The following is a 25,757-nucleotide window of genomic DNA, read 5'->3' on the forward strand; positions in this document are numbered from 1 at the left end:
AATCTTACGATCAGTACCTGGCAATCAGGTGGGTATCGCTCGTTCCATCACTGATCTTCATGATGTCTGCTACCTGTCAGATCTGACAGGTAGCGGGAGTTCTCAAGCTACGGGTGTTGGCAAGCAGCTGCAAATACTGACGCAGTAGTAACTTGGCCTCAGGTGCAAGTTGATTCTGGTTGTTGCACTGTCGGCAAACAGCTATTACGAGCATATGGGTTTTACCAATAATTCCCGCTGCTGGTTGCTTGAGTGTGACCAATGAATCATTCTGTCGGGTCTAGCACTATCTTGTGCAGCCCTTCAGGGCGCTCGCTAAACAAGTCGTAGGCTTTTGCGCCTTCTGATAGTTTCATCTGGTGCGTTATCGGTGATGTTATCTGGTCTGCATTTAAGCGATTGGTTTTCAGGGCATCCATCAACGTCGGTAGTTCAGCTGGCACTGAAACAACGCCCATACAGATTTCAACATTCTTGAACAAGGCGTTCAGAACCGGGAATGCAATGTCGGGCTGTTCACTAACCCCAACAATTGAAACCCGGCCACCGCGTTTTACCAAATCTATGGCCATCGGCGTAGTTATGGGGCCACCACAAGCATCCAGTACGGCATCTACACCAAGCCCTTGAGTCAGTTCCATCACGGCTTCAGCGGCGTTAGGGTTGTCTATTGGCAGTGCCCCCAGCTTTGCCGCTTCGGCCCTGCGATCTGCCAGTAAATCAATGGCATAAACAGCCTCCGCACCCATGGCCATTGCCGCCATCACACAGAGTGTGCCGACCGACCCTAAACCGATAACTGCCACTTTATCGCCGGGTTGAATTTTTGCTCGGCGAGCGCAATACCAGGCAGTGGCCATATTGTCGGATAACATAATGCCCAGTTTGTCGGATACTTCCTCTGGTAAATGCCAAAGGTTTGTATCTGCGGCTGGTACTGATACCGCCTCGGCCTGACAGCCGCCAAAATCAGGAAGCCCTTGGCCAAACGCGATAAGGTGGTCGGAATTTTCGCAAAGAATCACATTGCCCGATAAGCATTGCCTGCACTGACCACACCCCGCAGTAGACGATATCAATACCCGGTCGCCAACCTTGAACTTGTTAACCTCAGAACCGATTTCGACAATTTCGCCAACGGCTTCATGGCCAATACAGTAATCATGGTTTCCCATATCGGTATGATAAGGGTGTAAGTCAGAACCACAAATACTGCACATCGTGGTTTTGACAATCGCTGCGCGCTGGTTGGGCAGCGTAGCGTCAGGGATGTTTTCGTAGTTAATCGAACCTGGCCCCCGGTACATCAATGCCTTCATTTAATCCCCCGGAATTTTACCGTTCATATTTGTAGTACTTGTTTTCGGGGGTTATCTTGACCATTGTGTCAGTAAATCGCAAGTGTTGAACTAAACAAATTCGCGGCGAAATTCAATAATTCAGGGGTGTCTTAATAAAAAGGATGAACGTGGTGAATGATTTTCTTCGGGTCAGGCCGTTTGGTTTTTGATATTGGCATAATTGATCAGCTTGTCTTTCAGCCGCTGGGAATAAGTGATGAAGTTGGTCAAGGCACCGGCATCCTTGCGCTGCGGGTCCGCCATGAGAGCGAGAAACGCCTTATGACTGTCATTGAGATGATCCTGCATGGTTTTTGACAGGGCATTAATATCCAGCGTCCTTTCACCGCTTAAACCTTTCGATAAATCGTCGAACAGCGCCAGAGTTTGGCTCGACAGCTCTCGGATAATAAGCAGAACATCGCTCTTGAGTTCAACGTAATGCTCAGAAATCACTTTCTTTGTGTGGTGAAGATCGTCGATCGAATCGTGAATCTGAAACAGGTAATCGAACTGATTAATCAACCGTGTAAACTCGCGGGTATTCTCCATACCATGAGTCTGCGTTGCCAGTTTTGAGAAATAGCTCATATATTCCTTTTTGACGAAATCCGTGTATTCAAGGCGTTTCCCCGCAGCCTCGTAAATACCCCGGTAATTGGTTTCCAGACTCAAGGTGACCAGATTGTAGTTCTCCTCCAGAAATTTAAGCAGCTGATGGGATTGATCATTAAGGTTGTCCTTAATAGTGTCGAACGTTTCCTCGTCGTTCATTACAGGCAGTTTTAAACGTTCGAAGTCCATTTTCCCTTCGCCCATTATCCAGTCCACCAGCCGGGTGAATGGCGTTACCAGAAGAATAAAAATAACCGAAGTCACCACATTAAAGACAAGATGGATATTGGCGAGCGCAATAGCGGGCTCCATGTGCAGCGTGCTCAGTCTGTTGCCGTAAAGCAGTAGTACCGGCAAAAAAAGCAGCACCCCGCCAGCATTGAACAGGAAGTGGCTCAGGGCTGTTTTCTTGGCTGCAGCATCCATATTGAACATGGCAATCAATGCCGTGGCAGTGGTGCCGATATTGGCGCCCATAATCAGCGGCACAGCATTTTCCAGCCCCAGAATCCCCTGTTGGGTGAAAATAATCGCCAGCCCGGTGGTTACAGAACTGGATTGCACAACAGAGGTAAACAGGCAGCCAATCAGAATGGCCAACAGAGGATTTTGCGGTTGTGTTAACAATTCGATCAGTGCCGGATTGTTTTGCAGTGGTTCCAGCGAAGACGCAATCAAATTAAGACTGAAAAACACAAACCCGAAATAGAACACCGCCTTGCCAAACACGGAATAGCGCGAGCGAAGCAGCGACAGAAAAAACCCCAGAATAATAAAGGCCGGAGCAAATGCCGTGAGCTTGAATGCCACCAGCTGTGCAGTGATCGTCGTACCGATATTGGCGCCGAAAATAATACCAACACTGTTCTTGAAAGACAGAACACCAGCATTCACCAAGCTAATGGTAATCACAGATGTGGCCGAGCTTGATTGAATAACGGCCGTTACCAGAGCGCCAATAACAACGCCTATAATCGGTAGTCGAGTTGCCTTGCTGATGGATTTGCGAAACTGCTCTCCGGTAATTCGTTCGATTTCCTTCGAAAAGTGCTCCAGTCCGAAAACAAACAGAATAATTGCCGTCAGGCCTGCCATCAAAATGTGAATATTTTCCATAACTTAATCATGCATCACTGTTGGTTGCACTGGTCGATGAACGTTGCTGCTAACCCGCAGTATTGCCGAGCTTCGCAGGGCAGGCAAGGGGGATGTTGATCTCTAGCAGGCTGTTGATCTTGTCGCCCAGAAATACAGGGCCAGATACCATACGGAAAACTATAGCTCATTGAGAAATTGAGATCAGCGCGCGGCGAAGATGTTTTCCAGTAGTCCCTTTTTACAACGGTCAGTTGGAATCGTTTGTCCCATTGGGTCGCCCGCTGAGGCCCATCAAAATATTCCTGGATGAGGCGATGAAGAACCTGAACTGGTGTCTATATCGAGCGCATTGGCGATCTCTCGCTTAAGACAGAAGCTTTGCTCAATATCCGTTTTATCTTTTGTTTAATAGGCTGGAACTCTAAAAACCTAAGAGCTAGCAGTGTCAGATGTTACCTTTTCTGTTCTAAACGCAGCCTGTCTCACTCTTTTATTCTCCCGCCAACCCCTTTGAACTTGTCTACAAACGCGGCGATTTTTTGAAAGACGCTCTGCTTCTTGGTCAGGTATTGCGGGTTTAACGGGCTCATCTTGGGCAGAATGGCGTTAAGCTCCGTACCGGCATCGCTAGCGTATTCCCGCTTCAACGAGGTGGTGATGTAGCGCCGAGCTTCTTCAGCATTCAGACTTTCTGCGTTAATCAGCTCTTCAGCCTCCCTCTGTTGTTCAGTCTGCGCAAAGGCAAAGAAGGCTTCGATCACGCTGGCCTTGTCGCCCATCTGGTCGAGGTCGGTTTGATTGATAAAGTCCACCACCAGGCTTTCTTTGGCGCGGTTGCCTAAGCTGGCGCGGATCACACGGCGCACTTCGTCCACCAGGTCGGCTTTGCTCTTGCTCTTTTTGTTATGCTCGAAGATCAGCTCCAGAATGTAATCCAGATTGATCTCTTGCGATTTCAGCAGGTCCACTTCAAATACGACATCATCCCAGTCGATGGTGGATTTGTCTTTCTCCTCGGCTGATTTTTGACGGCGCTGCCAATCGCGGATGTCGTTATAGGTTGATCGGTAATCCTGAACCTTACGCTCTGCTGGCAAGCGTATAGTTTGCAACTCAGCCAGTTTTTCATTGTCCAGATAATGCTCGGCTTTAAACGCTTCAACCGCTTCGGGGTCGCTTATATCCACGTTTTGCAGGGCTTTTAAACTGGCAAATTCGTCGTAATTTTGCAGTATATTTTCTACGCGCAGATATTCACCAAAGAGTTTGACAAAGGCTTTTTTGTCGTCCTCTTTTTCAATGGCCGAAGGGTCTGGAAAGCGTTGCTCCAGTTCTCTGACCACTTCCATGAAGCCGCGCCGCGCTTCACCGCTGATAACATCGGTAAAGCCCTCCATGTATTCTTTATAGCTTTTTTCCAGCACCACATTTTTGGTGTTTTTATCGCCGAACAGGGTGATGGCATCCACTGTCGCCTTTTCCAGGTCGCGGAAGGTGACGATATTGCCAAAGGTTTTGGTGGCGTCGTAAATACGGTTGGTGCGCGAGTAAGCCTGCATCAAGCCGTGGTAACGCAGGTTTTTGTCGACAAACAACGTATTGAGCGTGGGCGCATCGAAGCCAGTGAGGAACATACCCACTACAATCAGCAGGTCGATTTCCTTACTTTTCACCCGCTTGGCCAAATCGCGGTAGTAGTTCTGGAAGCCGTTACTGTCGACACTGAAATTGGTCTTAAAGAAAGCGTTATAGTCGGCAATGGCCGCGCTTAAAAATTCCTTGGCGCTGGAGTTCATGGCCCTATCCATGCCAGACAGATCAAAGCTTTCATCCAGAATATCGCCCACCGCATCCTGCTCTTCGTTCGCTGCAAAGGAGAAAATGGTGGCAACTTTCAGCGGCTTATCCTTGTTTTTAAACGAAAGGTCAGCTTGTAACTTGTTCAGCGATTCATAATACAGTTTGGCGGCATCCACACTGCTCACCGCAAACATGGCATTAAAGCCCTTAGCGTCTGCGTGCAAGCGATGGGTTTTTTGTCGGAAATTGTTGAGAATGTACTGGGAAATTTCGCGGATACGGTCGGGGTGTTGCAGCGCCTCTTTGTTCTCTGCTGCGGTCAGTTTTTTCTCATCTTGCTCGGTTTCTATTTCCTTAAACTTGGGGCGCACATCGTTGTAGTCCACTTTGAACTTCAGCACTTTCTCATCGCGGATTGCATCGGTGATCACATAGGAATGCAGCTCCCGGCCAAATACACTGGCGGTGGTTTCTGCGCCCAAAGCGTTTTGCTGGAAGATGGGCGTACCGGTAAAGCCAAACTGATAGAAACGTTTGAATTTCCTGTTCAAGTTTTTTTGCGCTTCACCAAACTGGCTGCGGTGACATTCATCAAAAATAAACACCACTTGCTTGCTGTAGATAGGTAAATCGCCTTCGCTTTTCATCAGGTTGTTGAGCTTCTGAATGGTGGTAACAACAATCTTGTTATCATCTTTATTCAGGTTTTCTTTCAGTTTGGCCGTATTGTCAGAGCCATTCACGCTATCGGGTGAAAAGCGCTGGTATTCCTTCATGGTCTGGTAGTCCAGGTCTTTTCTGTCCACCACAAAAAACACCTTGTCGATAAATTCCAGTTCGGTGGCCAAACGCGCTGCTTTAAAACTGGTTAAGGTTTTACCCGAGCCAGTGGTATGCCAGATAAAACCGCCGCTCTCTGGCTTGCTCCAGTTTTTGGCTTCGAACGAGCTTTTCACCTTCCATAAAATGCGCTCAGTAGCGGCAATCTGATAGGGGCGCATCACCAACAGCGTATCGCTCACATCAAACACCGAGTAATGCAACAGCACATTAAGCAGGGTGTTTTTCTGAAAGAGGGTAGCAGTAAAGTCCTTCAGATCTTTGATCAGGTTGTTATCCGCCTTCGCCCAATTCATGGTGAAGTCGAAGCTGTTTTTGTTGCGCGCCGTGGTATTGGCAAAGTAACGGCTATCGGTGCCGTTAGAAATCACAAACAGCTGCAAATACTTATACAGCGAATGCTCGCTGTTAAAACTCTCTTTGCTGTAGCGGTGCACCTGGTTAAAGGCTTCGCGAATCGCCACGCCACGCTTCTTCAACTCGATTTGCACCAGCGGCAAGCCATTCACCAGAATGGTGACATCATAGCGGTTGGCATGGCTGCCGGTTTGTTCAAACTGTTTAATCACCTGCACTTTGTTTCGGGCAATGTTCTTTTTATCCAGCAAGTAAATATTTTGAATGCGGCTATCGTCGAATACAAAGTCGTGAATATAGTCATCGTGAATCTTGCGGGTTTTGTCCACGATGGTGTCGCTGGGTTTATCCAGATAAGTTTCCACAAAACGCCGCCATTCACCCTCGGCAAATTGCACATTATTCAGCGTTTGCAGTTGATTGCGCACATTGGTCAGCATGGCTTCCGGGTTATTCAGGTCGGGCAGGTAGTCGTAGCCCTGGTTAACCAGGTCCTGAATCAGTTCTCGCTCCAGATCGGCTTCGCTCTGGTAGCCTTCCGCAACTTGCCATTCCTTGGTGTATTTATCGAGTACGATAAAGTTTTTCGATTCCGCGATGGTTTTGTAATCTATCATTTGTTAGTCCTTCAACAGCACAAAATGCTCGATAAGTCGGATCATCAACTCTTTTTGCTCAGGCAGACTTTCCGCCACCAGCAGCGCCAGTGCAACCAGTGTATTGTCATTAATCAGCCGTTCAACCGGCTTCGCCAACAAATGCTGGTTTACCCGTAAATACCATAAAAACAGAAACGATCCACTGCGTTTATTACCGTCTGACAGGGGATGATTTTTGATCACAAAATACAATAAGTGGGCAGCCCGGCTGGCAACATTGGGGTAAAACAATTCATCGCCAAAGCCCTGTTCAATGGTGGCAATAGCCGATGCCAAACCGTCACCGCGCACAGTGCCAAACAGCTCGGTAGCTTCGCCCTTGGCGATCAGTGTTTGTTTTAATTGGCTGATGGCTGCCAATACATCATCAAGGCTGAGTGCCTGCATATTGGCTTGCTTGTTTGGTAGTTCACTTAGGCTCTGTTCATCATAGCCCTGCAATAAACTCCAACTGCGGGCGTAATCGTTGATGACCGATAGCACCGCCGCGCCTTCCTCATTCACTAATTGTTGGTTGCCCAATGTACGGGAAAGCAGCGTAATGGCTTGTTCAAACTCAATGCCGCGCTCCTGCAAGCGGCGTTGGTTTAGCGTATAGCCTTCTACCAGATGCTGTTTTAAGGTGCGGGTTGCCCACTGGCGAAACTGTACGCCACGCTGGGACTTAACTCGGTAACCCACCGAAATAATCACATCCAAATTGTAATGTTGAGTCTGGTAGGTTTTACCATCGTCGGCAGTGCGTGCAAATTTTGCACATACTGAATCGCGCTTCAATTCCCCTTCTTTAAACACATTATTGACATGCTTGGTAAGCACCGAGCGCTCACGACCAAACAGCTCGCAGAGCTGGTCTTGTGCGAGCCAAACGGTTTCATTGTCGAGCGCGACCTTTAGCTCAAGCTGACCGTCTTCGCTGGTAAATAGCTGAATTTGTTGATCGGTGTTCTTCATAGGTTCCTTCCTTTGTGCGTGTTATTCCTCTCCTCTGGAGGGGTGCCCGTCAGGGCGGGGGTGCCAGCGGTAGGCTGGCTGGGGTAATTCCCCTCCTCTGGAGGGGTGCCCGTTAGGGCGGGGTGGTTCTTCAAGAACACAATCACCCCTTCCATATTCTGCAAAACATCTTTCGCCAATAACCGAATCACCGTTAATCCCAAACTTTCCAAGTACCGATCACGCTCGGCGTCTTCACACTGTTTATTGCCATGAGAGCTACCATCCACTTCGATGACAACGGCTTTTTCGGCGCAATAAAAATCGACGATGTAATTGCCGATAATTTTTTGCCGGTCAAAGTCCAGGCTGTTCAGCTTTTTGCTTTTTAATTCAAGCCAAAGCAAGGCTTCATGCAATATTCCTGCCTTGCGCAAGGCTTTGGCTTTGTCGCGCAGAGCAGGGTTAAAAGGAAGGGATTGATAGGCTTTTGTATCCCTCATAAAAGACCTCCTTGTCTTTAAAATAACGGTGCTATCCAATGCGCTGTACCAATTCCCCTCCCATGGAGGGGTGGCAGGCACAGCCTGACGGGGTGGTACTACAATGACACTTTTCACTAAGCCGAAACCTCTTTACCACCCCGCCCTTCGGGCACCCCTCCAGAGGAGGGGAATTTAGGGAAGCTCAGCAACAGATCGCGGTAATACTCGTATTGCTTTTGACGTAGCTCGATTTCGCGGGGTAGGCCTTCGGTGATGGAATTGGTGAGGGCGTCGAATTTGTCGAGGATGGCGACGATGCGGTTTTGCTCTCCAAGTGATTTTTCTGGGTCACTGGGATATGGGATAGGAATTCGCACTTTTGAAATCCCGTCAATTAGTAACCTTTTTACTTTACCCCGACTTACATGTTTAGCTTTCTCAGTGATAAATCTTTCGGTTTGCAGACAATAGGACAAATATGTTGGATTTAATGAGTGGCGAATAGCATAGCTGTCATCGTGAATTGCAACTTTTTCATCTCCCAACCAAGCGACAGCCTTGCCAACATCTTCGATAGTTTCACCCACGCTGGCCACAATCACGTCATTAGTCTCCGCATACCGAAGTGATTCCGCCAAATCAGATCGAACCTGTGAAACTGCATTTACAGTCGAGGTGCCGTAGTGGGTGTAAATTTCACCGTAATGGATGGACCTGATGCCATCATCCTCTACGTAGTCTTTTTTGGTGAACCGCTTTCCGCGGATAAACTCTCCAATCTGCCCCAACGTCTTCCACTCCACTTCCCCTTCTTCAAAACTCAACAACTGATCGCGATAGTAGTTGTATTGTTTTTTGCGCAGGTTAAGCTCGGCGGTCAGCTCGGCGGTCATGGCGGTAAATGCGTCCAGAATGCGGACGATTTCGGTCTGGATTTCGAGGGATTTTTTGGGGTTTTCTGGGCAGGGAATGGGGATTTGGATCGGAGCCACATCACGAGGATAAACATGAGGAACTCCACCGCCACTTTTGAACTCATGCAACTGCTGTTGCATGTTAAGTAGGAAGTGATAGCAATATCTGGTCAATAAAATTTCGCTAGGTTTTACTGTAAATGCATCCGAAACAAAAATTGGTTGATCCCACCAACTTACAAAGCCCGCATAGGCTCCTGAACCTGCAATGACGATCGTTTGTCCATCACGATTACTAACATTATGATAATAAGCAGGGGTTCGACCTCCCGCGATAACTGGCACACCTCCCTCAACAACACTTGTTTTTGTAATCGATGTACCGCGCTTAATTTCAGCAACTTCCCCCAACGCTTTCCACTCCACCTCAACCCGATCCAGCAGCTTTTCCATAAAGCTTACATCGCTCATGCCACCACCCCGCCCTTCGGGCACCCCTCCAGAGGAGGGGAATTTTCACCTTCAATTTCAGCGACAATTACATCGATCTCTTGGCGCAACTGAGTAATCCTTGCGACGGTGGTTTTTAGCTCGGCATTCAGCTCACCAATATCCACTACTTCGCGGGTGTCTTTGGCTTCCACATAACTGCTCACCGACAGGTTGTAGTCGTTGGCCGCCACCTGTTCAACGGGTACGGATTTGGCGAAGTGATCCACATTCACTTTGCTATCGAACACCTGCATGATCTGTTCAATATGGGAATCGGTCAGGATGTTGTTATTGGTTTCTTTTTTAAACAGACCACTCGCGTCAATAAACTGGGTGATGGTGTCGGTTTTGTGTTTGGACAGCACCAGAATATTGACGGCAATGGTGGTGCCAAAGAACAGATTGGGCGCCAGCGAGATCACCGTTTCCACATAGTTGTTATCCACCAGGTATTTACGGATTTTCTGTTCGGCGCCGCCGCGGTAAAAAATACCGGGGAAGCAGACAATCGCCGCGCGGCCTTTGCTGGATAAATAACTGAGCGCGTGCAGTACAAAGGCAAAATCGGCCTTGGATTTTGGTGCTAACACACCGGCGGGGGCAAAGCGATCATCGTTGATCAGGGTGGGGTCGTCACTGCCTTTCCATTTCACTGAATAGGGTGGGTTGGAGACAATGGCATCAAAGGGTTTGTCGTCCAGAAAATGGGGTTCAGTTAGGGTGTTGCCCAGCTGCATATTGAACTTGTCGTAGTTGATGTTGTGCAAAAACATGTTCATGCGCGCCAGGTTATAGGTGGTGTGGTTGATCTCCTGGCCGAAGAAGCCTTCTTCAATGATGTGGGCGTCGAAATGTTTTTTGGCCTGCAGCAGCAGCGAGCCGGAACCACAAGCCGGGTCGTAAATTTTGTTGACGCTGGTTTGCTTGTGCATGGCCAGCTGGGCGATCAGCCTGGAGACGTGTTGCGGGGTAAAAAACTCGCCCCCGGATTTACCGGCATTGGCGGCGTAGTTGGAGATCAGGAACTCGTAGGCATCGCCAAATAGCTCATTTTGATTGTCTTCAAATTGGCCAATCTCCAAACCGGCCACTCCTTTGAGCACAGCGGCCAAACGCAGGTTTTTGTCTTTTACGGTGTTACCGAGGCGGTTGCTGGTGGTATCGAAATCGGCAAACAGACCTTTAATGTCGCCCTCAGACGGGTAGCCACTGGCCGATGCCTCAATCGCAGCAAAAATGGCGGCCAGGTCAGTATTCAGGCTTTCGTTAGTGTTGGCATTTTTGGCGACGTTGGAGAACAACTGGCTGGGGTAAATAAAGTAGCCCTTGGTTTTAATGGCGTCGTCTTTGATGTCGGGCGTGATCACGCTGTCGGGCAGTTCAGCGTAGTGGATGCTGTCGTCATCGGCCTCGATGTAGTTGGCAAAATTTTCACTGATAAAACGGTAAAACAGGGAGCCGAGTACGTATTGCTTAAAATCCCAGCCATCCACCGCGCCGCGAACATCGTTGGCAATGGCCCAGATTTGGCGTTGCAGGGCGGCACGTTGTTGAGCGCTTGTCATGTGGTTGTTCCCGTTGCTTTTTTTGGTTTTAGTTGTTTGTTCGGTGTCGTTAAGGTGCTTGCCGAGTGTTCTTCAATTTATATGGCAGCTCTGTTCATTGTTGCGTCAGCTCAAGCAGGTCGCTCACCTGGCACTCAAACAGAAGGCACAGTTTTTCAATAGCTTCGAGATCCACTTTTTGGGCCGTCTCTTTATAGAGCAGCGTGACTGTGGTGCGGCTTAGCCCCGTTTCTCTGGCAACGTCGGCAATACGCATCTTGTGTTCGCCCATCATACGGGCGAGATGGCAGCGGATCATGGTTGTGCCTCTGGCGAATAGTCTGGTTATAGAAATAATACAGGAGCATACCATGGCTTTGACAGCGAAGTGACATTATATGATTTGAAGTCAAATTATTAGGGGTAAATGTTCAAAAGTGATATTTTTGGCAGGCTTGCACGATGAACAAAATGGCTGGCCGGTGGGCGCAGAAAAGCGGTCTGAATTGAAGGGGAAATCGGTACTTAGGCTGAGGGGGGGGATTGAGGTTGGCCTGATTGGAAATCCAAGCAGATAAAGCCCCCCTGTCTAGCGGTCACTTTATGGTTTCAAAACCACCCGCAAGGGGTGGCTTTTGTATATGGTGGGCCCACCAGGACTTGAACCTGGGACCAATCGATTATGAGTCGACTGCTCTAACCAACTGAGCTATGGGCCCCTAACTTGTCTTTTTGCTTCTTAGCTTCGTTGCACGGCTTCGTTCATTCCGCACCCAAAGCACTTCATGGGGTGAGCTTTCACACACTTTTTGTATGTTCCTTCATTCTCTAATTGTGCGCCTTGCTCTGAAGCAAAAATACGGCGTTAGCCGTTAATTTTTATGGAAAACATCAGTTTGATCAAAAATAATCAGTCTGACAATTCCAGCAGGCCGGGATTATAAAGGCCCGCTGGTATTGTTGCCAGTGCTTCTGTTCAGTCTTTATTGAACAGTTTCGTTATCGGTGAATTGACCGGCAAAAAGTGCGGTTGACAGGTAACGCTCGCCGGAGTCGGGCAGGATAACGACGATGGTTTTACCTTGATGCTCTGGTTGTCTGGACACCCGGTCGGCCACTGCCATGGCCGCACCGCCGGATATACCTGCGAGGATGCCTTCCTGCTTCATGAGTTTGTGTGCCCATTCGATGGCATCTTCGTTGCTGACCTGTTCTACCTGATCAACCATGTCCAGGTCGAGGTTGCCGGGTAAGAAGCCTGCACCGATGCCCTGAATTTTATGGGGTGCATGAGTGGGTGCCTCGCCTTTTTTGGCGGCGGTTATCACGGTGGTGGTAATGGGCTCCACAGCCACGGTGGTAATGGCTTTGCCTTGGGTATTTTTGATGTAGCGGGAGATGCCTGTCAGGGTGCCGCCAGTGCCCACGCCGCAGATCAGAACGTCGATTTCGCCATCGGTGTCGTTCCAGATTTCCGGGCCGGTAGTTTGTTCGTGAATGGCCGGGTTAGCGGGGTTGGTGAACTGGCCGGGAATAAAGTGTTTGTCCGGGTCCTGTGCGGCAATCTCTTCTGCCTTGGCGATGGCAGCGGGCATGCCTTTGCTACCATCGGTGAGTACGATGCTGGCACCCAGCGCTTTCATCAGTTGGCGGCGTTCGAGACTCATGGTGTTGGGCATGGTGAGGGTAATGGGGTAACCGCGCGAGGCGGCAACAAACGCCAGTGCGATGCCGGTGTTGCCGCTGGTGGGTTCGACGATGGTCATACCGGGTTTGAGTGAGCCGTCTTTTTCAGCGGCCCAGATCATGCTGGCGCCGATACGGCATTTCACCGAGTAGGCCGGGTTGCGGCCTTCGGTTTTTGCATAAATCTTACCGCTGCTGATGCGGTTGATTTTGACCAGTGGTGTGCGGCCGATAGATGCGCTGTTGTCCGGGTATACGTTGCTCATGATGTCTCCCTGTTTTTATGCTGCATGGTGGCGTTTGATGGTCTGTCAGTGACTTAAGGGCATTAAGTATTGTTAAAAAAATAGCCGGTGTACAGACCGGCTATTTAATTTTTCACTTCGCGTAACAGAAGGGGGTTGAGTTATTCGTCCAAAAAGCTGCGCAGGTGGTCTGAGCGAGTTGGGTGACGTAGCTTGCGCAAGGCTTTGGCTTCAATCTGACGAATCCGCTCACGGGTGACGTCGAACTGTTTGCCTACCTCTTCAAGGGTGTGGTCGGTGTTCATGTCGATGCCGAAGCGCATGCGAAGGACTTTGGCTTCACGGGCAGTGAGGCCGTTAAGCACTTCGCGGGTGGATTCGGTCAGGCTTTCGCCGGTGGCTGAATTGATTGGCGAGAGGATATTAACGTCCTCGATAAAGTCTCCCAGATGAGAATCTTCATCGTCGCCAATCGGCGTTTCCATGGAGATGGGCTCTTTGGCAATTTTCAGTACCTTGCGGATTTTGTCTTCGGGCATATCCATGCGCTCGCCGAGTTCTTCCGGTGTCGGCTCGCGGCCCATTTCCTGAAGCATCTGGCGGGAGATGCGGTTGAGTTTGTTGATGGTTTCAATCATGTGCACGGGAATACGGATAGTCCGTGCCTGGTCAGCAATAGAGCGGGTAATGGCCTGCCGAATCCACCAGGTGGCGTAGGTTGAAAACTTGTAGCCGCGGCGGTATTCGAATTTGTCTACGGCTTTCATCAGGCCGATATTGCCTTCCTGAATCAGGTCGAGGAATTGCAATCCGCGGTTGGTGTATTTTTTGGCAATGGAGATAACCAGGCGCAGGTTGGCTTCAACCATTTCTTTCTTGGCGCGGCGGGCCTTGGCTTCACCAATGGACATGCGGCGGTTGATGTCTTTGATCTCTGCTATTTTCAGGCCGGTTTGGTCTTCAATTTGCAGGAGTCGGCGCTGGGCGCGCAGAATTTCTTCCTGCTCCACAACCAATGCTTCGGAGTAGGATTTCTTTTTCTTGATCAGGCTGGCAAGCCACTTCTCATTGGTTTCATTGCCTGGAAATTCAGCAATGAATTCCTTGCGAGGCATTTTGGCCTTGCGCACACAATGCGCCATGATGTCGCGCTCTGAGGTGCGAATAATGGCAATGGCCTGGCGAATGTTGCTGATCAGCGGGTCAAATTGGCGAGGAGTGAGCTTGAGGTATTTGAATTCCTCGGCCAGTTCCTGCATGCATTTCTGGGTGGACTTGTGCTCCCAGCCATTGCGTGAGATCGAGCGCTGGGCTTTTGTGTTCAGTGTGCGGATTTTTTCAAAACGTTCGCGGGCTTCTTCCGGATCCAGTCCGGTGTCTTTTTCTTCGTCCTCTTCGGTGCTTTCACCCGCTTCGGCACGGGCTTTGGCAGCTTCTGCCTGAGCCAGTGCTGAGGGGACGTGGTCGAGGGGCACCAGGTAACCGCTGATAATGTCGGTCAGCTTGCGCTCGTCGGTTTCAATCATGTCGTATTCGGTAAGTACTGCATTTACCGCTGAGGGCCATTCGGCAATAGAGGCCATCAGCTCACGGATGCCTTCTTCAATACGCTTGGCTATTTCTATTTCGCCTTCGCGGGTTAGCAGCTCAACGGTGCCCATTTCACGCATGTACATGCGCACCGGGTCGGTGGTGCGGTGTTGTTCGGTTTCAACGGCGGCGAGCGCAGCGGCAGCTTCAGCGGCCGCAATTTCGTCGGTAGTGCCTTCACCAGTGGTTAGCAGCAGTTGGTCGGCATCGGGTGCTGTTTCAAACACATTGATGCCCATGTCGTTGATCATCTGAATGATGTCTTCAACCTGATCTGGGTCGGAAATGTCTTCTGGCAGGTGGTCGTTCACCTCGGCATAGGTCAGATAACCCTGCTCACGGCCTTTGGCAATCAGTTCTTTGATTCGGGATTGCTGCTGGGAAGTATCACTCATATAGAAGTCTGCTGTAGGTGAAAAAATAAGCGCGCGATTATAGCGAATAAATGGGCGCTTGTCTCAGTAAATCAAGGGTTTGCGATATTTTTTGTTTATAGCTTCTGTCCGCGTCGGGGGGCTTTACTGTGAATTTGCCGGAACCGGAGCCTGACTTCGTCGTTGCGCTGGTCTTCGGGGATCTGTAACCAGGCGTTGTTGGCGCGTTTGAGCTCGAAGTCGTCAACATTGTCCTGGCTGGCGAGTAGCTCGAGAAGGGTTTTCGGTGGCAGTTGCTCAATGGCGCGTTTTTTTACTCGAGCCAACGTGTCCTGAAACTCCTTGTCATTGTTGCGTGTACTGTTTTTAACCGGGTTCAGCAGGTCCGTGGCGGCAATTTCTGCCAGCAGTTCTGCCTCGTGCTGGCTGTGCATGCCGCGCCAGTAGCCAAGGATATGGTTAACGGTGTAGTCCGGGTGTTCCTTTAGCAGGGTGACAAGGTTAGCAAAGATGTTCAGATCATCGTGGTCCAGTGATCGCAGGGTGACCAGGTCGTCGTCGCTGATCATCTGTGATAGTTGCGGGTGGTTGCAGATTAGTGCGATCAACGCCCGCTCGGCGGGTAACTTGATTTTGGGCGCCGGTCGTTGCTGCGTATACGGATTCTGGTTGTCATCCTGAGTATCGCCATCGATGTCACTGCCGTAGTAATCAGGTATTTCATGGTACTGGTCAGGGCTGTTGCTTTCCCATTCAGGTGGCGTTTCGATGTGCAGGGGTGAGGTTTTTGCAGGTGTGATAAAGCTTTTCAGGGTGTCGCGGTCGACACCGGTTTTTTCCGAAAGGCTTTGCAGCATCAACGCTTTAAACACGCCTTCAGGTATTCGATTAATCAGCGGTGCAGCCAGTTTACTCAGTCTTGCCTTGCCATCCAGCGAGTCGGTATCGATGCCCTCGGCAAGGTTGTCAAACAGAAATGCCGAGATGGGTTGTGCGCCGCGAATCATGTTGTTGAAATCGGCAGTGCCGATCTTTCTGACCAGCGTGTCTGGGTCTTCGCCGTCGGGTAAAAACAGGAAGCGCACGGTGCGGCCGTCCAGCATGGCGGGCAGCGTGGTTTCCAATGCGCGACGGGCGGCTTTTCGGCCAGCGTTGTCGCCGTCGAAGCAGAACACCACTTCGGCGGTGTACCGGAATAGTTTGTCCAGATGCTCCGGTGTGGCGGCGGTGCCCAGTGTGGCTACGGCGTTATGAATGTTGTGCTGTGCCAGTGCGACAACATCCATGTAACCTTCTACTACAACAAGGTTGGGGATGTCTCGCAGTTTCTGATTGGCTTCATAGAGGCCGTAGAGTTCCCGCCCCTTGTGGAATAACGGGGTTTCCGGGGAGTTGAGATATTTGGGCTTGCTGTCATCCAGCACGCGGCCACCAAAGCCGATGGTTCGACCGCGAACATCGCGGATAGGGAACATAATGCGGTGGCGAAAGCGGTCATAAAGTTTATTTTCTTCCTCTCGATCTACCAGCATGCCGCCTTCTTTGAGCAGTGCCAGAGCGGTGTCATCCTTACCCAGAGCGAGGAGCAGGTTGTCCCAGCCGGGCGGTGCGTAACCCATACCGAAATCACGGGCAATTTCGCCGCTTAAACCTCTATTTTTGAGGTATTCAATGGCAGACTTGGCTTGCGGGTGTTGCCGTAGCTGGTCGCGGTAGTAGCGATCAACCTTTTGCAGAATATCCTGAAGTGTTTTGCGTTTCTGGCTCATGCCATCGTCGCGAGCGGCTTCGCGTGGCACTTCCAGACCGAGATGGCGAGCGAGCCTTTCAACCGCTTCAGGGAAGTCGATTCGGTCGAAATCCATGACAAAGCCGATAGCGTTGCCGCCAGCACCACAGCCAAAGCAGTAATAAAACTGCTTTTCTGCGCTGACGGTGAAGGAAGGGGTCTTTTCGTCGTGAAACGGACAGCAGGCAGAGTGATTTTTGCCGGACTTTCGCAGATCCATGCGAGAGCCGACCACGTCAACTATATCGGCGCGGTCGAGCAGATCATCAATAAAGGATTGGGGGATGCGTCCAGCCATTGGCGAAGTTTACAGGCTTCGGTGAGCAGTGCACAGCGTCGAAGCTGTGTTTGCGATGCTGATGGCTGGGGTGATAAAGGCTGTTTAACCGAGCTGTGATTTCACCATGCCGCTAACGACACCGGCATCGGCCCGGCCCTGAATTTGCGGTTTGATAATGGCCATCACCTTGCCCATATCGCGCATGGACTCAGCGCCGGTTTGTGCAATGACATTTTTGATCATCCGGGTGAGTTCTTCCTCGGTGAGGGCGGCAGGAAGAAACTCCTGAATAACCTCTATTTCGGCGATTTCGATGTCTGCCAGTTCCTGGCGGTTGGCTTTTTGGTATTGATGAATCGAGTCGCGGCGTTGCTTGACCATTTTGTCCAGCAGCGCAAGGCTGCGCGCATCATCCAGCTCAATTCTTTCATCAACTTCTATGCGTTTGAATTCCGACAGTATTAACCGGATGGTGCCGAGCCGCGCTTTTTGTTTGGCGCGCATGGCGTCTTTCATAGCTTCAGTGATCTGCTCTTTAAGCGTTGGTGTGCTCATGACGGTGCTCACAGTTAACTTGATGGTTTGGGGTGTTGCAGGATAATCAATGCGGGCGCGGGAAACAAACGGGCAGAAACAAAAAAGCGCCGAGAGATCGACGCTTTTTGACTATCTGTTTCATCCGCAGACTTGTTGCGGCAAATCAATACATGCGCTGGAACTTGCGGGTCTCGCGGCTTTGCTTCTTGGCGTGACGCTTTACCGCAGCGGCGGCTTTGCGCTTGCGTTCCCAGGTTGGTTTTTCATAGAACTCGCGACGACGAACGTCTGCCAGTACACCGGCTTTTTCACATGAACGCTTGAAGCGACGCAGAGCAATATCAAAAGGCTCGTTTTCTTTAATACGAACTGAAGGCATGTATCCTCTCTATCCTGTTCTTTCTGTTTCAGTTGCAGCCCGGCGTGTATGATTTTTCGGCCAAGCCATAGCAAGGGCGCGTATTCTATACATATCGGACGACAGTTGCAAAATCTTTTTAACGATTGTTCTGTTGCTCCAAGTGCATGAATTGTCGGTGGTTTTCCATTACTATTGCCGGTTCTTTTTATTTGCTGATTGATTGCTGAGGATGAATTGGCGGTTAATTGAACTGAAACGGGTGCTGTGTGATGCGTGTATTGGGAATTGAAACCTCCTGTGACGAGACGGGCGTCGCTGTTTATGACAGTGCGGCGGGTTTGCTGTCGCATGCGCTTTACAGTCAGGTTGCCGTGCATGCCGAGTATGGCGGGGTAGTGCCAGAGCTGGCTTCCAGAGATCATGTGAGAAAACTGTTACCGCTGGTGAATCAGGTGTTGGCCGAGGCAAAAACCGGCAAGGAGCAGATTGACGGGATTGCCTACACGGCCGGGCCGGGCCTGATTGGTGCTTTGATGGTAGGCGCTACTTTCGGGCGGGCTCTGGCTTATGCGTGGCAGGTGCCCGCCATTGGTGTACATCATATGGAGGGGCACCTGCTGGCGCCAATGCTTGAGGATTGCCCCCCTCAGTTCCCCTTTGTGGCATTGCTGGTGTCGGGCGGGCACACACAGTTAATTGAAGTGGAGGGCGTGGGCCGGTATCAGATTCTGGGTGAATCTGTGGATGATGCTGCGGGTGAAGCTTTTGATAAAGCGGCCAAAATGCTGGATCTGGATTACCCCGGCGGCCCTGAAATTGCCCGCCTTGCCGAGCAGGGCGACCCCTCGCGTTTCAGGTTCCCTCGCCCGATGACCGACAGGCCGGGGCTGGATTTCAGTTTTTCCGGCTTAAAAACGTTTACGTTAAACACCATTGCCGAGCATCGGGGTGACGGTGTGTTGCCGGATGATCAGACAATGGCCGATATTGCCTGTGCGTTTCAGGAGGCTGTGGTAGATACCCTGGCAATCAAGTGTCGCAGAGCCCTGGAGCAAACGGGCATGACAACACTGGTGATTGCCGGAGGTGTTTCGGCCAATGGACGTTTGCGTGAAAAATTGGCGTCGTCCCTGGCAAAAGTGGGTGGCAAAGTGTTTTATGCGCGGCATGAGTTCTGTACGGACAATGGTGCCATGATCGCCTATGCCGGTTGCCAGCGCCTGATGGCGGGCCAGAGTGAGCCGCTTGCGGTCCGCGCGATACCCCGCTGGCCAATGGACACGTTGCCACCGCTGGCAGCAAATTAGCAATCATCAAGCGGCTGATCTGGTCAGCGGCAGTAAAATCGAGGAGCGGTAATGGATATCGTTTATATCCGGGATTTACGCATAGACACCATTATTGGTATCTACGATTGGGAGCGGGAGGTTCGGCAGACGATCAGTCTGGATCTGGAAATGGCCCATGATATCCGCAAGGCGGCTGAAACGGATGATATTCAGTACGCACTGGATTATAAGTCGGTGGCAAAAAGGCTGATTGCTTTTGTCGAGGGTAGTCAGTTTTTGTTGGTGGAAAGTATGGCAGAACAGATTGCGGGCATTGTGCGTGAAGAGTTTGCCGTGCCGTGGTTGCGCTTGCGTGTCAGTAAGCCCGGTGCGGTTCGCGGTTCGCAGGATGTGGGTATTGTGATTGAGCGCGGTAGTTTTTCGTAATAACTGCTCTGATAGCAGTGTTTCTGTAGGTGGCAGTGGAAAGAGTCATGGCGAAAGTTTTTCTCAGTCTGGGTAGCAATATTGATCGCAGGCAGCATATTTCCAGTGCACTGGATGCACTTCATCAGCAATTTGGCGAGCTGTTGATTTCTTCCGTTTATGAAAGTGAAGCCGTTGGTTTTGTTGGCGACAATTTTTATAACCTGGTCGTAGGATTGGAAACGGATCTGGGGGTAGGCGATTTGTCCCTTTGCCTGAAAAAAATTGAAGATGAGAATGGTCGCCGACGCGACTGCCCCAAATTCAGTGCCCGGACACTGGATATTGATATTCTCAGTTGTGGGCAGATGGTGGGCCGGGTAGAGGGTATTGAGCTGCCTCGCCGGGAAATTTTGGAAAATGCGTTTGTGCTGCTGCCATTGGCGGAGCTGGTGCCAGAAGATATTCACCCCGTTGTCGGGAAGAGTTATTCACAGTTATGGAATGATTACGAGCAGGGTGCACAGAAGCTGTGGCCAGTGGATTTCAGTTGGTGTGACCGGCTGATTTCCCGGTCTGATTCGTCACCGTGTATCTGACGATGAAATGATTTGATAAACAAGCCGACAGGGTTAGCGGTCGGCACACTGGATGCAAAGGATGGTGTAGGGCACAGCCTGAAGGCGGGCTATGCTGATATCGCCCCCACACCGGCTGCAAATGGTGTAATTGCCGTTTTCAATGCGCTCCAGCGCCTTGTTGATCTGATTCAGTTCGTTGCGTGATTCATTGCCGATGGCTTCCAGTACCTCGTCATTTTGTCGTTCCTGTGCCTGTTCTGACCAGTCTGCAGAATGCTCCTTGCGAATGTCGGTGGTGACTTTGGATATTCGCTCCATTAGCGAGTCGCGGCGGCTGGTGAGTTCGGCTGCTATTTTGGCTTCCAGCGAAGCAAACGGTGGCTTTGTCATGATCTCTCCTGAAAGAATACGTCGACGCTTCTGTTTAAGCACTTATGCTCCAGCAGAGCGCCGACGTAATGGGTTGCCGATTACTGAACCTCAATACGGCGTTGTACCGGTGTTTCCTCTTTGGCTTTGGGTGCCTTGAGCTTGAGAACGCCATTTTCAAAGCTGGCGCTGATATCCTCTTCGTGCACGTTGCCACCAAGGTTGAAGCTGCGGCGGTACTTGCCGTAGCGGCGTTCCTGGCGGATCACTTTACCGTTTTCTTCTTCCTTGTCTTCCTGGCTGGCTTCAGCTTCGAGACTCAGAATGCCGTCTTCCAGAGTGATATGTACATCCTCTTTTTTCACGCCGGGAAGTTCCGCAGTTACTTCGTAATGATCGTCGAGTTCTTTAATGTCGACTCGGGGAGCAAAAAACGCATCTACCGAGCTTTCACTGCGGCGAGAAGGTGCCCAAAAGTCATCAAAGAACTTATCCAGATCGTAAAAATTACCTCTTGGTATCAAAGTCATTTCAAACCTCCTGAGAAGTGTGTGGTTACACCAATTTATATAGGTTTGAAAATTTGGGTTTCAAGTGGCTAGAGATGTCAATTTTTAATAATGTTGATTTGAATCAAAAGGTTGTTGGGTTACGAAATGACAGTTAATTGAGGTTCCTGCCGCCGTCCATGTTGATGATATGGCCGGTAACATAACTTGCATCCTGCGCAAGGAAAAGCGCTAGTCTGGCGATTTCTTCTGGTGAGCCGGTTCTGCCCGCCGGTACACGGCTGATAATTTTCTGTTTAGTCGGCTCGTCCAATGGCGCTTGTTCCGGCCACAAGATCGCGCCGGGAGCGATACCATTGACGCGGATATCGGGTGCCAGCTCCTGAGCGAGCGCTTTCGTCAACATCAGATTACCAGCTTTGGCTATACAATAAATGCTGTGTTGCTTGAGGGGTTGTCGGGCGTGGATGTCGGCGATATTGATAATGGCGCCATGCGAAACTTGTAATGCTTCCGCTGTCGCCTGGCAAAGAAAGTAGGGGCCTTTCAGGTTGCTATCCATCAGGTTATGCCAGTCATCTTCTGTGGCGGAATCCAGCGGTGTCGGGTAAAAACTGGAGGCATTGTTAATCAACACATCCAGCTGGCTGTGCCATGCAATTACCCGCTGTGCCATCTGTTGTAGTTGGGCGATATTACCTAGCTCTGCCTGGAAAACCTTCGCAGAGTTTTCCCTCTTTGTATTCAGCTCTTGCGCTATTGCCCTGGCTGCTTGCTCTGATGCATTGAAATGCAGAGCAACATTAAAGCCCGCGTGGTGAAACTGGCGTGCCATTTCAGCACCGATACGGCGCGCGGCGCCGGTAATCAATACAACTTTTTCTGGATGGTTGGTTTGATTCATAGTGTCGTATCGCCGTTGTAAGCCGCTTTACGGTTTGCTATTACTTCAAGTTGTAACTGCTCGAGCGCTTTACCGAACTTTTGACCTTTTAGCCCCTGTTTTATAAGAGGCTGGTTATCAATAGTTTGAAGGTGCTTGAAGGTTTCTCTCAGCCAGGTAGCCGATTTGTACGGTTTGTTTTCGAAACCAGCTCGTCCTTTTGCATCGGCTTCGCAACAAACCAAAAACTGCTCGAATCGTTCCGGGCGCCGAAACGCATCGAGGTTTTTCAGCAGTTTTAACAGTGTTGCCGGGCGAAGCGTCAGGGCTTTATGGCAAAGTAAATGGTATTTGGTTGCAGCGATAGCAAGGTCTTTAAAGTGGTTGGGGGTTTTTAGGCGAGCACACAGGCTTTTTACCAGCGGTACACCACGTTCCTCATGCCCGATGTGTCGAGGCAGTATATCTTCGGGAGTAACTCCTTTGCCAAGGTCGTGTACCATTGCCGCGAATCGGACAGCAGGTTCGTTGCTAAGCGCCACCGCCTGATCAATAGTCATTAGAGTGTGAAGGCCGGTATCGATTTCCGGGTGATAATCTGCTCGTTGAGGTACGCCGAACAGACAGTCAACTTCCGGGAATAACACTTTGAGCGCCCCGCATGCTCTGAGTGCTTCCAAATAAGTGCGGGGAGATGATTCACTGAGGGCTTTTTCAGTCTCCATCCATACCCGTTCAGGCGTAAGCTGTTCAAGTTCTCCACTTGAGGATAACTGACGCATTAGACTTAATGTTTCGTCAGCAATAGTAAAGCCGAGGTGCTGGTAACGGGCGGCAAACCTGGCAACACGAAGCACTCGCAGGGGGTCTTCGGCGAAAGCATTGGATACATGGCGCAGAACTCGGTTTTCCAGATCTCGCTGGCCATTGTAAGGGTCGATCAATTTGCCCTGTTCATCTTGAGCGATGGCATTAATGGTGAGATCACGCCGTTCTAAATCTTGTTCCAGGGTGACGTCTTGGCCGGTATAAAACTGAAATCCCTTATAGCCCACGCCGGACTTTCTCTCTGTACGAGCGAGTGCGTATTCCTCTTTGGTCTTAGGGTGAAGAAACACAGGAAAATCACTGCCAACAGGTTTGTATCCCAGGCGCGACATTTGTTCCGGGCTGCCACCAACCACCACCCAGTCGCGTTCTGTGAAAGGGTGGTTAAGTAATTTGTCGCGAACTGCGCCACCAACCAAATATGTTTGCATTTAAATGTTTCGCCATGGTGTTAAATACCGTGTGAGGAATGTAACCCATGAGAAGCATGAAGCCAATGAAAGGGTGTGTTACTACTTGCAAGGTTAGCGAATGCGATGTTTTCTGTTTGCTGAGTATACAAAAAACCGGCTTAGCTCTTCCTGCCCCATCATTACCGGATGGCGGCTGGGGTTAAGGAACAGGGTATCGGTCATCAATTGGCCAAAGTCGGTGCTTTTATTGCGAGTCTGGCTGCAAGCATAACGAAGGTAGCGGATGCGTGAGCGGAGGGTGCTGATAGATTTTGATAAAAACATGGTTATTTCTCCAGGCTGTAAATATATACAGTATATTATCAGCATGAAGAAAAATAGCAACAGGCAAATTTTACGGAGACGTAATTCCTCTGATGTCTAATAGATAGCATCAATATGTACCCAAAGCGCTTGTTTTGCTCGCACCCACAATGTTTAGTCACGGGGCAGATTCCGTCGCAATACGACGGGGCAATTCAATAAACAAATAGTAGACTGCCACGCTATACTCGCAGTGACTCAGCTTTTGTCACTACGAACCCCGCGGGTGAAGTAATCCAGCAAGCAGTGTTAGCCCTAGGTCATTGGGGTCAGGTCATTGGGGTCAGAGTCGAATTTAAACTAACTGCGTGATGAGCCATGAATGGCCTATGGTGATAAGTTTCAGGGAGAAAGAAATGGCAAGGTTGCCGAGACTCAGCGTGCCGGGTATTCCCCAACACATTATTCAGCGGGGTAATAACCGACAAGTCTGCTTTGGTTCAGATCAAGACTTTTCGGCCTACGTACACTGGATAAAAGAGAGCTCAGAGAAACACCTGATAGCTATCCACGCCTGGGTTTTTATGACCAATCATGTCCATTTATTGGTAACCCCAAAAACAGAAACGGGTGTATCGCAATTGATGCAATACCTGGGGCGTTACTACGTTCAGTACTTCAATCGCGAATACCGCCGTTCCTGCACCCTATGGGAGGGGCGCTACAAATCCTGCCTGGTGCAAGAAGCTCAATATCTGCTGCAATGTTACCGCTATATTGAGCTAAACCCTGTTAGAGCCAACATGGTCAGCCATCCAGCTGAATACACCTGGTCAAGTTATGCAATAAATGCACAGGGCAAAGAATCGAGCCTCCAAACACCCCATACCCTCTACCTGGCTCTGGGGAAGACGGCAAAACAGAGGCAAACAGCTTACCAAGGATTATTTACTGCACATTTGGACAAAGAAACAGAGACAAATATACGCAAAGCGACCAAAACCGAATGGTGCTGGGCAGTGAGCACTTCAAAAACCAGATAGAAGTGTTGACCAGAAGGCGGGTAAGACCGAAGAAGTCAGGAAGACCCAAAAAGCAAACCCAAGAAGGAGAGTATTGTGAAACTCAAGAAATTTTGCTCTGACCCCAATTATTTGACCCCAATTATTTCGCCGCTTCTTCGATATCGGCAAGAGAGTGTGAGAGAGCTGTAATGACTATTAGAGGGGAGATGGTCACAGTGAATAAAGTTTTATGTTGAATAGCGCTTGCTTAGCGAGAGCACACAAAGGTAGTTTAGGTTAAAAGGAAGCTGCCCGAAGATTCAGCGGGCAACAACGCAAAGGACATGCGGATGAATGGTCAAAAACGAAAACCTTTTAAGAACACCCCAGCGGCATTATTCGATGACGCTCAAAATACTGAAATCCCAAACCCCATAAAAACCAAATCAATTGGAGGGGGGTTGTTTGTGAAAAATAAATGCGTCCCCTTTTTAGCGATACGGGACGGTCTACAAAGGGATCAGCTGACGGGTAATCACCGTTTTGTTGACGAGATAGAGAATCGTATAGGTATACGAGTGGAAAGGCGAGGCATAGGAAGGTCAAGACATGAAGAAAAAGAAATGCGGCCCCTTTATTTTATTGATAATTACATTGTCGTTGTGGGGGGGGGGTGCAGTTTTTTCTGGCGAAAAAAACCATGAAACTAAATTCAAATATTTGAATACCTATTCCAAACAAAACACTTTGGCCTGTGATGATTATTCGCTGAGCATACCCAGCTATTTGCCTTTCTATAATGATTATGATGAAAGCTTATACGCTATTTTGTCTTCTGATATCTGTAATTCAAATAAATACGAAATAATTTGGTCGACATTTAAGGATTGTAACGGTCAACATTATTGTGTTAGCAGTGTTTTTTCAAAGAATAGTGTTACCAATAATTTACGTGATCCTATCGAACGTTCATTTGAAGAACTTTATGAAACGGTCACTCTTACCAATAATATAAAAGGATACTACTTGCCCTCACAGTGCTTTGCTTATTGTAACCAAGCGAAACTATTTTGGTTTTCTAGGAGCGTTATTTATTCGATTGGTACTGTTGAGTTGAAAGGCAAGGACACAACTAGATCAGAGCTAGTTAAGTCTGCTCAGTCATTTATAGAAAAGGAATAGATTTAAAAAGGAGACTTGAAAATGGTTTTAATTACGTTAAAAGAAAGTCCAA

General features: G+C 49.6%; 22 protein-coding genes, 1 tRNA gene and 1 pseudogene. 5 read left to right on the forward strand and 19 right to left on the reverse strand.

The annotated features are described in order from the left end of the window. Window positions 1-266: 266 nt before the first annotated feature. From H7A02_14400 to rpsU, 14 genes are all read right to left on the reverse strand, one after another. On the reverse strand, window positions 267-1,319 hold the full coding sequence (locus H7A02_14400; protein ID MCP5173447.1) for an alcohol dehydrogenase catalytic domain-containing protein: 1,053 nt from the start codon (window positions 1,317-1,319) through the stop codon (window positions 267-269). Between the two features lie 171 nt (window positions 1,320-1,490). Then, window positions 1,491-3,071, reverse strand: a complete 1,581-nt coding sequence (locus tag H7A02_14405) for a Na/Pi cotransporter family protein (protein ID MCP5173448.1) — start codon at window positions 3,069-3,071, stop codon at window positions 1,491-1,493. Between the two features lie 464 nt (window positions 3,072-3,535). Continuing rightward, window positions 3,536-6,667 (reverse strand): type I restriction endonuclease subunit R, encoded by a 3,132-nt coding sequence (locus H7A02_14410; protein ID MCP5173449.1) that lies wholly within the window; start codon window positions 6,665-6,667, stop codon window positions 3,536-3,538. A gap of 3 nt (window positions 6,668-6,670) precedes the next feature. Further along, complete coding sequence (locus H7A02_14415) at window positions 6,671-7,663, reverse strand: virulence RhuM family protein (protein MCP5173450.1); 993 nt, start codon at window positions 7,661-7,663, stop codon at window positions 6,671-6,673. Next, a complete protein-coding gene (locus tag H7A02_14420) occupies window positions 7,660-8,145 on the reverse strand; it encodes an endonuclease domain-containing protein (protein MCP5173451.1) in 486 nt (161 codons plus the stop codon). Before H7A02_14420 ends, H7A02_14415 begins: the two co-directional genes overlap by 4 nt. 116 nt (window positions 8,146-8,261) lie before the next feature. Then, window positions 8,262-9,512: a restriction endonuclease subunit S gene (locus H7A02_14425; GenBank protein ID MCP5173452.1), complete on the reverse strand. Its 1,251-nt coding sequence runs from the start codon at window positions 9,510-9,512 to the stop codon at window positions 8,262-8,264. Further along, window positions 9,509-11,098, reverse strand: a complete 1,590-nt coding sequence (locus tag H7A02_14430) for a type I restriction-modification system subunit M (protein MCP5173453.1) — start codon at window positions 11,096-11,098, stop codon at window positions 9,509-9,511. Before H7A02_14430 ends, H7A02_14425 begins: the two co-directional genes overlap by 4 nt. A 94-nt stretch (window positions 11,099-11,192) precedes the next feature. Continuing rightward, window positions 11,193-11,396, reverse strand: coding sequence for a helix-turn-helix transcriptional regulator (locus H7A02_14435; GenBank protein ID MCP5173454.1), 204 nt, complete (start codon window positions 11,394-11,396; stop codon window positions 11,193-11,195). Between the two features lie 323 nt (window positions 11,397-11,719). Next, window positions 11,720-11,796 (reverse strand) — tRNA-Ile (locus H7A02_14440). Between the two features lie 264 nt (window positions 11,797-12,060). After that, window positions 12,061-13,029, reverse strand: a complete 969-nt coding sequence (gene cysK / locus H7A02_14445; GenBank protein ID MCP5173455.1) for a cysteine synthase A — start codon at window positions 13,027-13,029, stop codon at window positions 12,061-12,063. Window positions 13,030-13,169: 140 nt separating this feature from the next. After that, on the reverse strand, window positions 13,170-14,993 hold the full coding sequence (gene rpoD, locus H7A02_14450) for an RNA polymerase sigma factor RpoD (GenBank protein ID MCP5173456.1): 1,824 nt from the start codon (window positions 14,991-14,993) through the stop codon (window positions 13,170-13,172). 95 nt (window positions 14,994-15,088) lie between these two features. After that, window positions 15,089-17,059: a DNA primase gene (locus tag H7A02_14455; GenBank protein ID MCP5173457.1), complete on the reverse strand. Its 1,971-nt coding sequence runs from the start codon at window positions 17,057-17,059 to the stop codon at window positions 15,089-15,091. 84 nt (window positions 17,060-17,143) lie between these two features. Further along, on the reverse strand, window positions 17,144-17,596 hold the full coding sequence (locus H7A02_14460) for a GatB/YqeY domain-containing protein (GenBank protein ID MCP5173458.1): 453 nt from the start codon (window positions 17,594-17,596) through the stop codon (window positions 17,144-17,146). 145 nt (window positions 17,597-17,741) lie between these two features. Then, complete coding sequence (gene rpsU, locus H7A02_14465) at window positions 17,742-17,957, reverse strand: 30S ribosomal protein S21 (protein MCP5173459.1); 216 nt, start codon at window positions 17,955-17,957, stop codon at window positions 17,742-17,744. A 251-nt stretch (window positions 17,958-18,208) separates the two neighbouring features. On the opposite strand from rpsU, the gene tsaD reads away from it, so the two are divergent. The 3 genes from tsaD to folK are packed head-to-tail and all read left to right on the forward strand — an operon-like array spanning window position 18,209 to window position 20,232. Beyond that, entirely contained in the window at window positions 18,209-19,246 is a 1,038-nt protein-coding gene (gene tsaD, locus H7A02_14470; GenBank protein MCP5173460.1) for a tRNA (adenosine(37)-N6)-threonylcarbamoyltransferase complex transferase subunit TsaD, read from the forward strand. 51 nt (window positions 19,247-19,297) lie between these two features. Then, window positions 19,298-19,654, forward strand: a complete 357-nt coding sequence (gene folB / locus H7A02_14475; protein MCP5173461.1) for a dihydroneopterin aldolase — start codon at window positions 19,298-19,300, stop codon at window positions 19,652-19,654. A gap of 47 nt (window positions 19,655-19,701) precedes the next feature. Further along, entirely contained in the window at window positions 19,702-20,232 is a 531-nt protein-coding gene (gene folK, locus H7A02_14480) for a 2-amino-4-hydroxy-6-hydroxymethyldihydropteridine diphosphokinase (GenBank protein MCP5173462.1), read from the forward strand. 33 nt (window positions 20,233-20,265) lie between these two features. Here the strand turns inward: folK and H7A02_14485 are convergent, their stop codons facing one another. From H7A02_14485 to H7A02_14505, 5 genes are all read right to left on the reverse strand, one after another. After that, on the reverse strand, window positions 20,266-20,604 hold the full coding sequence (locus H7A02_14485; GenBank protein ID MCP5173463.1) for a TraR/DksA family transcriptional regulator: 339 nt from the start codon (window positions 20,602-20,604) through the stop codon (window positions 20,266-20,268). A gap of 80 nt (window positions 20,605-20,684) precedes the next feature. Next, window positions 20,685-21,113, reverse strand: a complete 429-nt coding sequence (locus tag H7A02_14490) for an Hsp20/alpha crystallin family protein (protein MCP5173464.1) — start codon at window positions 21,111-21,113, stop codon at window positions 20,685-20,687. A gap of 133 nt (window positions 21,114-21,246) precedes the next feature. After that, window positions 21,247-21,996 carry a pteridine reductase gene (locus tag H7A02_14495; protein MCP5173465.1) on the reverse strand — a complete coding sequence of 250 codons (750 nt, stop codon included), beginning with the start codon at window positions 21,994-21,996 and terminating at the stop codon, window positions 21,247-21,249. Beyond that, window positions 21,993-23,234 (reverse strand): multifunctional CCA addition/repair protein, encoded by a 1,242-nt coding sequence (locus H7A02_14500; protein MCP5173466.1) that lies wholly within the window; start codon window positions 23,232-23,234, stop codon window positions 21,993-21,995. The genes H7A02_14495 and H7A02_14500 overlap by 4 nt, the downstream gene beginning before the upstream one ends. A 93-nt stretch (window positions 23,235-23,327) precedes the next feature. After that, entirely contained in the window at window positions 23,328-23,540 is a 213-nt protein-coding gene (locus tag H7A02_14505) for a hypothetical protein (GenBank protein ID MCP5173467.1), read from the reverse strand. Window positions 23,541-23,935: 395 nt separating this feature from the next. Here H7A02_14505 and H7A02_14510 point away from each other — a divergent pair. Both H7A02_14510 and H7A02_14515 read left to right on the forward strand, forming a co-directional pair. Then, window positions 23,936-24,663 (forward strand): annotated as a pseudogene (locus H7A02_14510) (transposase). Between the two features lie 469 nt (window positions 24,664-25,132). Beyond that, on the forward strand, window positions 25,133-25,705 hold the full coding sequence (locus tag H7A02_14515; protein MCP5173468.1) for a hypothetical protein: 573 nt from the start codon (window positions 25,133-25,135) through the stop codon (window positions 25,703-25,705). Window positions 25,706-25,757: the final 52 nt, after the last annotated feature.

The sequence above is a fragment of the Pseudomonadales bacterium genome (assembly GCA_024234435.1).
Classification (GTDB): Bacteria; Pseudomonadota; Gammaproteobacteria; order Pseudomonadales; family Porticoccaceae; genus JACKOF01.

Excerpts from the sequence above, each read along its gene's own strand:
- H7A02_14400 (MCP5173447.1), bottom strand. The coding sequence starts at position 1,319 with ATGAAGGCATTGATGTACCGGGGGCCAGGTTCGATTAACTACGAAAAC.
- H7A02_14405 (MCP5173448.1), bottom strand. The coding sequence starts at position 3,071 with ATGGAAAATATTCACATTTTGATGGCAGGCCTGACGGCAATTATTCTG.
- H7A02_14410 (MCP5173449.1), bottom strand. The coding sequence starts at position 6,667 with ATGATAGATTACAAAACCATCGCGGAATCGAAAAACTTTATCGTACTC.
- H7A02_14415 (MCP5173450.1), bottom strand. The coding sequence starts at position 7,663 with ATGAAGAACACCGATCAACAAATTCAGCTATTTACCAGCGAAGACGGT.
- H7A02_14420 (MCP5173451.1), bottom strand. The coding sequence starts at position 8,145 with ATGAGGGATACAAAAGCCTATCAATCCCTTCCTTTTAACCCTGCTCTG.
- H7A02_14425 (MCP5173452.1), bottom strand. The coding sequence starts at position 9,512 with ATGAGCGATGTAAGCTTTATGGAAAAGCTGCTGGATCGGGTTGAGGTG.
- H7A02_14430 (MCP5173453.1), bottom strand. The coding sequence starts at position 11,098 with ATGACAAGCGCTCAACAACGTGCCGCCCTGCAACGCCAAATCTGGGCC.
- H7A02_14435 (MCP5173454.1), bottom strand. The coding sequence starts at position 11,396 with ATGATCCGCTGCCATCTCGCCCGTATGATGGGCGAACACAAGATGCGT.
- cysK (MCP5173455.1), bottom strand. The coding sequence starts at position 13,029 with ATGAGCAACGTATACCCGGACAACAGCGCATCTATCGGCCGCACACCA.
- rpoD (MCP5173456.1), bottom strand. The coding sequence starts at position 14,993 with ATGAGTGATACTTCCCAGCAGCAATCCCGAATCAAAGAACTGATTGCC.
- H7A02_14455 (MCP5173457.1), bottom strand. The coding sequence starts at position 17,059 with ATGGCTGGACGCATCCCCCAATCCTTTATTGATGATCTGCTCGACCGC.
- H7A02_14460 (MCP5173458.1), bottom strand. The coding sequence starts at position 17,596 with ATGAGCACACCAACGCTTAAAGAGCAGATCACTGAAGCTATGAAAGAC.
- rpsU (MCP5173459.1), bottom strand. The coding sequence starts at position 17,957 with ATGCCTTCAGTTCGTATTAAAGAAAACGAGCCTTTTGATATTGCTCTG.
- tsaD (MCP5173460.1), top strand. The coding sequence starts at position 18,209 with ATGCGTGTATTGGGAATTGAAACCTCCTGTGACGAGACGGGCGTCGCT.
- folB (MCP5173461.1), top strand. The coding sequence starts at position 19,298 with ATGGATATCGTTTATATCCGGGATTTACGCATAGACACCATTATTGGT.
- folK (MCP5173462.1), top strand. The coding sequence starts at position 19,702 with ATGGCGAAAGTTTTTCTCAGTCTGGGTAGCAATATTGATCGCAGGCAG.
- H7A02_14485 (MCP5173463.1), bottom strand. The coding sequence starts at position 20,604 with ATGACAAAGCCACCGTTTGCTTCGCTGGAAGCCAAAATAGCAGCCGAA.
- H7A02_14490 (MCP5173464.1), bottom strand. The coding sequence starts at position 21,113 with ATGACTTTGATACCAAGAGGTAATTTTTACGATCTGGATAAGTTCTTT.
- H7A02_14495 (MCP5173465.1), bottom strand. The coding sequence starts at position 21,996 with ATGAATCAAACCAACCATCCAGAAAAAGTTGTATTGATTACCGGCGCC.
- H7A02_14500 (MCP5173466.1), bottom strand. The coding sequence starts at position 23,234 with ATGCAAACATATTTGGTTGGTGGCGCAGTTCGCGACAAATTACTTAAC.
- H7A02_14505 (MCP5173467.1), bottom strand. The coding sequence starts at position 23,540 with ATGTTTTTATCAAAATCTATCAGCACCCTCCGCTCACGCATCCGCTAC.
- H7A02_14515 (MCP5173468.1), top strand. The coding sequence starts at position 25,133 with ATGAAGAAAAAGAAATGCGGCCCCTTTATTTTATTGATAATTACATTG.